Source organism: Streptomyces sp. NPDC007907 (assembly GCF_042959365.1).
Lineage (GTDB): Bacteria > Actinomycetota > Actinomycetes > Streptomycetales > Streptomycetaceae > Streptomyces > Streptomyces indiaensis.
In genome coordinates, this window is sequence record NZ_JBIBKR010000024.1 from 1 (window position 1) to 1,851 (window position 1,851).

The 1,851-nt window shown below is 67.2% G+C and carries 1 protein-coding gene; it reads left to right on the plus strand.

The features are described 5' to 3' along the window. Positions 1-83: 83 nt before the first annotated feature. A partial coding sequence (locus ACFZDI_RS35900) for a condensation domain-containing protein (RefSeq protein WP_391256764.1) occupies positions 84-1,851 on the plus strand: 1,768 nt, incomplete at its 3' end.

Below are 1,851 nucleotides of genomic sequence, written 5' to 3' on the forward strand. Positions count from 1 at the left end.
CTCATCGGAGTGCGGTGGGTTATCTGCGGTGGTGTGGTGAGGAGTATGAGGGTCTGCGTGGGGTGGCGGGTCTTCATTCGTCGGTGGCGTTCGATTTGACGGTGACGTCGTTGCTCGGCCCGTTGCTGGTGGGTGGGTGTGTGCGGGTGGTCGGGTTGACCGAGAGCGCGGATGTTGTGGAGGCGTTGTCGGGGGAGTGGGGTTGCACGTTTTTGAAGGTGACGCCGAGTCATCTGGGTTTGCTGGGTGATCTGGCGCGGGGCCGTCAGTTGTCGGGTGATGTGGTGGTGGGTGGTGAGGCGCTTTCTGGTGAGGTGGTGCGTCGTTGGCGTGAGGTGAATCCTGCGGCGAGGGTGGTGAATGAGTACGGGCCGACCGAGGCGACGGTCGGTTGTGTCATGTATTCCATTCGTCCCGGGGATGATTTCTCGGCTGCCGGTGTGCCGATCGGGGGGCCGATTGCGAATACGCAGGTGTTTGTGCTGGATGCGGGTTTGCGTCCGGTGCCGGTGGGTGTGGCGGGGGAGCTGTATGTCGCGGGTGCGGGGCTGGCGCGGGGGTATGTGGGGCGTCCTGGTTTGACGGGTGAGCGGTTTGTGGCGTGCCCGTTCGGCGGGGTGGGTGCGCGGATGTATCGGACGGGGGATGTGGCGCGATGGTCGGCCGGGGGCCGGCTGGAGTATTTGGGGCGTGTAGATGAGCAGGTGAAGATCCGCGGTTTCCGGATCGAGCCGGGCGAGGTCGAGGCGGTGCTGGCCGCACATCCGCAGGTGGCACAGACCGCGGTGGTCGCCCGTGAGGACGTTCCCGGGGACAAGCGCCTGGTGGCCTACGTCGTGGGGGATGCGGCCCCGGCCGGGCTGCGTGAGTACGTGGGTGAGCGGCTGCCGCAGTACATGGTGCCCTCAGCGGTCGTCACTCTCGATGCGTTGCCGTTGACAGTGAACGGCAAGCTGGACCGCAAGGCGCTGCCCGCTCCGGAGTACGCGAGTGGCGGGGGCCGCAGCGCGATGTCGGTGCAGGAGGAGATTCTCTGCCAGGCGTTCGCCCAGGTCCTCGGTCTGGAGGAGGTGGGTGTCGAGGACGACTTCTTCGCGCTGGGTGGTCACTCGTTGCTGGCCACGCGGCTGGTGAGCCGCGTGCGGGCGGTGCTGGGTGTCGAGGTTGCGCTGCGGACTCTCTTCGAGGCGTCCACTCCGGCCCGGCTCGCGGCCAGGCTCGGCCAGGCCGAAGGGGCGCGTCCGGCCCTGGTGGCGGGGGAGCGCCCGGAGCGGGTGCCGCTGTCGTACGCGCAGCGCCGCCTGTGGTTCATCAGCCAGCTCGAAGGCCCGAGTTCCACCTACAACCAGCCTGTGGTCCTACGGCTGACCGGGGCCCTGAACCGGCAAGCACTGGAAGACGCGCTACGGGATGTGGTCGGGCGTCATGAGGTGCTGCGGACGGTCTTCGCGGTCGCTGACGGAGAGCCGTACCAGCGGATCCTGCCCGTCGACGAGACCGGCTTCGCGCTGACCGTCACCGATGTGGAACCAGAGAACCTCGATGAGGTGGTTACGGAGGCGGCAGGATATGCCTTCGATCTGAGCTCCGAGATTCCGTTGCGGGCGTGGTTGTTCGCCACGGGGCCTGACGAGCACGTGCTCGTGGTGGCAGTGCATCACATTGCCAGTGATGGGTGGTCGTCTGCTCCGCTGGAGCGGGATCTGACGTCTGCTTATGCGGCGCGGTGTGCGGGGCGGGCCCCTGAGTGGGGCCGGTTGCCGGTGCAGTACGCCGACTATGCGTTGTGGCAGCGGGAGATGCTCGGGTCCGAGGAGGATCCGGAGAGTGTGTTGTCGCGTCAGGTGGGGT